We start from the raw sequence: 5,240 nt of genomic DNA, 5'->3' as shown, positions 1-5,240 counted from the left end.
TGACTATGAAAGAAGCATCTGCTGGCAAGTTCGTTCGTACTCTGGCCGCTCTGCGCGATCAAAAACAAGAAGCAGCTTAATCAGCTCGCTGCTTAATAAAATTGAATTCAGAACAATAGGAAATATTTCTAATGTCTATCACTAAAGACCAAATCCTTGAAGCCTTTGCAGAAATGTCTGTAATGGAAGTTGTTGAACTGATCGAAGCTATGGAAGAGAAGTTCGGTGTATCTGCTGCTGCTGCAGTTGTAGCTGGTGGTGCTGGCGATGCTGGCGCAGCTGCTGAAGAAAAAACCGAATTCGACGTAGTTTTGACTTCACACGGTGACAACAAAGTTGCTGTAATTAAAGCAGTTCGCGGCGCGACTGGCCTGGGTCTGAAAGAAGCTAAAGCAATGGCTGAATCTGCTCCAGTAGCTGTTAAAGAAGGCGTTTCTAAAGAAGAAGCCGAAGCAGTGAAGAAAGATCTGGAAGCAGCTGGTGCTGCAGTAGAGATCAAGTAAGTTATATAATAACTTGCTCCACCCAGTGGCAAAACTGGGTGAAGGCTGGCGGTTTTTTGACCGTCGGCCTTTTTTGCGCTGTAAGCGTCGATGATTTTTTAACCGTAAAATCATTTGTATCTTAAGCAGTTCCTAGCAGAGATTATTGGTTAGGTTGTTGCTAAACCGGTTAAGGGCAAACGTGCTGAATTACTCGTTAGTGTCTAGTTCAGTCTTGGTCACATCTCGCAAGCAGAGGAAACCCATGGTTTACTCCTATTCCGAAAAAAAGCGTATCCGCAAAGACTTTGGTAAGCGTCCACGTGTGTTGGATGTTCCTTACCTACTGGCAATCCAGCTGGATTCTTTCAAAAAGTTCACCGATCAAGATCCGACCGGTGAGCGAGGCTTGGAAGCCGCGTTCCGCAGCGTTTTCCCTATTAAGAGCTTTTCTGGCAATTCTGAGCTGCAATATGTCAGCTATAAAATGGGCGAGCCTGTTTTTGATGTTAAAGAATGCCAAATCCGTGGCGTAACTTACTCAGCGCCGCTGCGTGTTAAATTACGTCTGGTATTGTTCGATCGCGAAGCTGCCGCTGGCACCGTTAAAGACATCAAAGAACAAGAAGTTTACATGGGTGATATCCCATTGATGACTGAAAACGGTACCTTCGTAATCAACGGTACTGAACGTGTGATCGTATCTCAGTTGCACCGTTCTCCTGGTGTGTTCTTTGATCACGACCGTGGTAAAACCCACTCGTCAGGTAAGGTACTGTATAACGCTCGTATCATTCCTTACCGTGGTTCATGGTTGGATTTCGAATTCGATCCAAAAGATGCGCTGTTTGTGCGTATCGACCGTCGTCGTAAGTTGCCTGCAACCATTATCCTGCGCGCGCTTGAGTACTCTACTCAAGAGATCCTCGATATCTTCTTCGATCGCGTAGAGTTCAGCATTAAGAAAGATTCTCTGCTGATGAAGTTGGTGCCAGAGCGTCTGCGTGGCGAAACTGCTAGCTACGATATCAAAGATATCGAAGGCAACCTGTTGGTGGAAAAAGGCCGTCGCATCACTGCTCGCCACATTCGCCAATTGGAAAAAACCAACACCACTGAGTTGGAAGTGCCAGTTGATTACATCGTTGGCAAAATTGCTGCCCAAGATTACATCGATCCAGATACTGGCGAAGTATTGGTAACAGCGAACAACGAAATCTCTTTGGAAGATCTGGCTAACCTGTCATTGGCAGGTATCAAAGATATTAGCACCTTGTATATCAATGAGCTGGATCATGGTGCTTATATGTCAGATACCCTGCGTATCGATTCAACCACCAATCGTATGGAAGCGTTGGTTGAAATCTATCGTATGATGCGCCCTGGCGAGCCACCAACCAAAGATGCTGCTGAAGCCTTGTTCCATAACTTGTTCTTCACTGAAGAACGTTATGACTTGTCTAAAGTAGGTCGTATGAAGTTCAACCGTCGTCTCGACATTGACGAGAACGAAGGTTCAGGCATTCTGACCAAAGAAGACATCGTTGCCGTAATGCGTAAGATCATCGAAATCCGTAACGGTTTCGATGAAGTCGATGATATCGACCACTTGGGTAACCGTCGTATTCGCTCTGTGGGCGAAATGTCAGAAAACCAATTCCGTGTAGGTCTGGTACGTGTTGAGCGTGCAGTACGTGAACGTCTGTCTCTGGGCGACTTGAACGAACTGATGCCACAAGACCTGATCAACGCTAAGCCAATTTCTGCGGCAGTAAAAGAGTTCTTTGGCTCTTCTCAGCTGTCTCAGTTCATGGACCAAAACAACCCATTGTCAGAAGTAACGCACAAGCGTCGTATTTCTGCCCTTGGCCCTGGTGGTTTGACCCGTGAACGCGCAGGCTTCGAAGTCCGCGACGTACACCCAACTCACTATGGTCGTTTGTGTCCAATTGAGACCCCTGAAGGTCCAAACATTGGTTTGATCAACTCTCTGTCTACCTTTGCGCGTACCAACGCTTACGGTTTCTTGGAAACTCCATACCGTAAAGTGGTTGATGGCGTAGTGACTGATGAAGTTGATTACCTGTCAGCGATCGAAGAAGGTCGTTACGTTATTGCACAGGCTAACATCGACTTGGATGAAAATGGTCGTATTATCGACGAACAAGTTGCTAGCCGTCATAAAGGTGAATCTACCTTTATGCGCGTTTCTGACGTGCAATATATGGACGTTTCTCCACAACAGGTTATCTCTGTTGCGGCTTCATTGATTCCGTTCTTGGAACACGATGACGCGAACCGTGCATTGATGGGTGCGAACATGCAACGTCAGGCAGTACCTGTTCTGAAAGCCGAGAAACCAGTTGTTGGTACCGGTATTGAACGTACTCTGGCCGTTGACTCAGGCGTAGTTGTTGCCGCTAAGCGTGGCGGTGTTGTTGACTACGTTGATGCTAGCCGCATCGTAGTAAAAGTAAATGAAGATGAGCTGCGTCCAGGCGAAGCGGGTATCGACATCTACAACCTGACCAAATACACCCGTTCTAACCAAAACACCTGTATCAACCAGCGTCCATGCTGTAACCCAGGTGAGCCGGTTCGTCGTGGTGATGTGTTGGCTGACGGTCCATCAACTGACTTGGGCGAATTGGCTCTGGGTCAGAACATGCGCGTCGCGTTCATGCCTTGGAACGGTTACAACTACGAAGACTCGATCTTGATTTCTGAGCGTGTAGCTCAAGAAGACCGTTTCTCAACTATCCACATTCAAGAGCTGTCTTGTATCGCTCGTGATACCAAACTGGGTAGCGAAGAGATCACCGCGGATATTCCAAACGTAGGTGAGTCTGCACTGTCTAAGCTGGACGAATCAGGCATTGTTTATATCGGTGCTGAAGTCAAAGGCGGCGACATTCTGGTAGGTAAAGTGACACCAAAAGGTGAAACTCAGCTGACCCCAGAAGAGAAACTGTTGCGTGCGATTTTCGGTGAGAAAGCGTCTGACGTTAAGGATAGCTCTCTGCGTGTACCTAACTCTGTGAAAGGTACCGTTATCGACGTGCAAGTCTTTACTCGCGATGGCGTAGAAAAAGACAAACGCGCAGTTGAAATCGAAGAGATGCACATTGCTCAAGCACGCAAAGACTTGACCGAAGAGTTCAAAATCCTTGAAGAAGGCGTGTTTGACCGTGCTCGCAACCTGCTGCTGAACGCTGGTTTCAGCGAAGCTAAACTGGCCGAATTGCCACGTAAAGATTACTTGGTACAAGTCATCGATGACGAAGCAAAACAAACTGAGCTGGAACAGCTGGCTGAGCAACACGTTGAGCTGAAAGCAGACTTCGATAAGAAGTTTGACGTTAAGCGTCGCAAGATCACCCAAGGTGATGACCTTGCTCCAGGCGTACTGAAGATTGTTAAGGTTTACTTAGCAGTTAAACGTACCATCCAACCTGGTGACAAGATGGCGGGGCGTCACGGTAACAAAGGTGTTATCTCTAAGATTTGTCCAATCGAAGATATGCCATACGACGAAGACGGCAACCCAGTGGATATCGTACTGAACCCACTCGGTGTACCTTCACGTATGAACATCGGTCAGGTATTGGAAGTTCACCTTGGTGCTGCAGCAAAAGGTATTGGTGATCGCATCAATGTCATGCTGGAAGAACAACGTGAAGTTGCTGAGCTGCGTGGCTACATTAAGCAAGTGTATGAACTGGGTGAAGGCATTCAACAGAAAGTCGATATCGATTCATTCACCGATGATGAAGTTAAACGTCTTGCTAGCCACCTGAAACTGGGTCTGCCAACGGCAACCCCAGCATTTGACGGTGCTGAAGAGAGCGAAATCAAAGCCATGCTAGAACTGGCAGGCTTGCCAACTTCTGGTCAGAGAACCCTGTATGACGGCCGTACTGGTAACGCATTCGAACGTAAAGTGACAGTGGGTTACATGTACATGCTGAAACTGAACCACTTGGTAGACGACAAGATGCACGCACGTTCTACAGGTTCTTACAGCCTGGTTACTCAACAGCCGCTCGGTGGTAAAGCGCAGTTCGGTGGTCAGCGTTTCGGGGAGATGGAAGTGTGGGCACTGGAAGCATACGGTGCAGCATATACTCTTCAAGAAATGCTCACAGTTAAGTCGGACGACGTCAACGGTCGTACTCAGATGTACAAAAACATCGTTGATGGCAACCACCAGATGCAACCTGGTATGCCTGAATCCTTCAACGTATTGCTGAAGGAGATCCGTTCACTCGGTATCAACATCGAGTTGGATCAAGAGTAAGGCACAGCCACGACTGTGTTTGGCAAAGTACGCTGCCTTGTCTAGGCAAGGCAGCCGGTTTAACTCCTTCAGGAGAGAAACGTGAAAGACTTATTAAAGTTTCTGAAACAGCAAAGTAAGACCGAAGAATTTGAAGGTATCAAAATCGGCTTGGCGTCACCCGATCTGATCCGTTCTTGGTCATATGGTGAAGTCAAGAAGCCTGAAACCATCAACTACCGTACCTTCAAGCCTGAGCGCGAAGGTCTGTTTTGTGCACGCATCTTTGGACCAGTGAAAGACTACGAATGTTTGTGCGGTAAGTACAAACGTTTGAAACACCGTGGTGTTATCTGTGAAAAATGTGGTGTTGAAGTTACCCAAACTAAAGTACGTCGTGAGCGTATGGGTCACATCGAACTGGCTAGCCCAGTTGCCCACATCTGGTTCTTGAAATCACTGCCAAGTCGTATCGGTTTGAT

General features: G+C 47.3%; 3 protein-coding genes and 1 pseudogene. All 4 read left to right on the top strand.

Annotated elements, in window-relative coordinates:
* A pseudogene (rplJ, locus tag ACN0T8_RS15570) lies at window positions 1-80 on the top strand (50S ribosomal protein L10); the annotation flags it as partial.
* A 51-nt stretch (window positions 81-131) separates the two neighbouring features.
* A complete protein-coding gene (gene rplL, locus ACN0T8_RS15565) occupies window positions 132-503 on the top strand; it encodes a 50S ribosomal protein L7/L12 (protein WP_417881499.1) in 372 nt (123 codons plus the stop codon).
* Window positions 504-747: 244 nt separating this feature from the next.
* A complete protein-coding gene (rpoB, locus tag ACN0T8_RS15560; RefSeq protein WP_417881498.1) occupies window positions 748-4,779 on the top strand; it encodes a DNA-directed RNA polymerase subunit beta in 4,032 nt (1,343 codons plus the stop codon).
* A 102-nt stretch (window positions 4,780-4,881) separates the two neighbouring features.
* A partial coding sequence (locus tag ACN0T8_RS15555) for a hypothetical protein (protein WP_417881500.1) occupies window positions 4,882-5,240 on the top strand: 359 nt, incomplete at its 3' end.

This window comes from Vibrio sp., assembly GCF_048266485.1.
Taxonomy (GTDB): Bacteria; Pseudomonadota; Gammaproteobacteria; order Enterobacterales; family Vibrionaceae; genus Vibrio.
The sequence above is the reverse complement of the archived record's forward strand: the minus strand, read 5'-3'. Positions and strand labels throughout refer to the sequence as shown.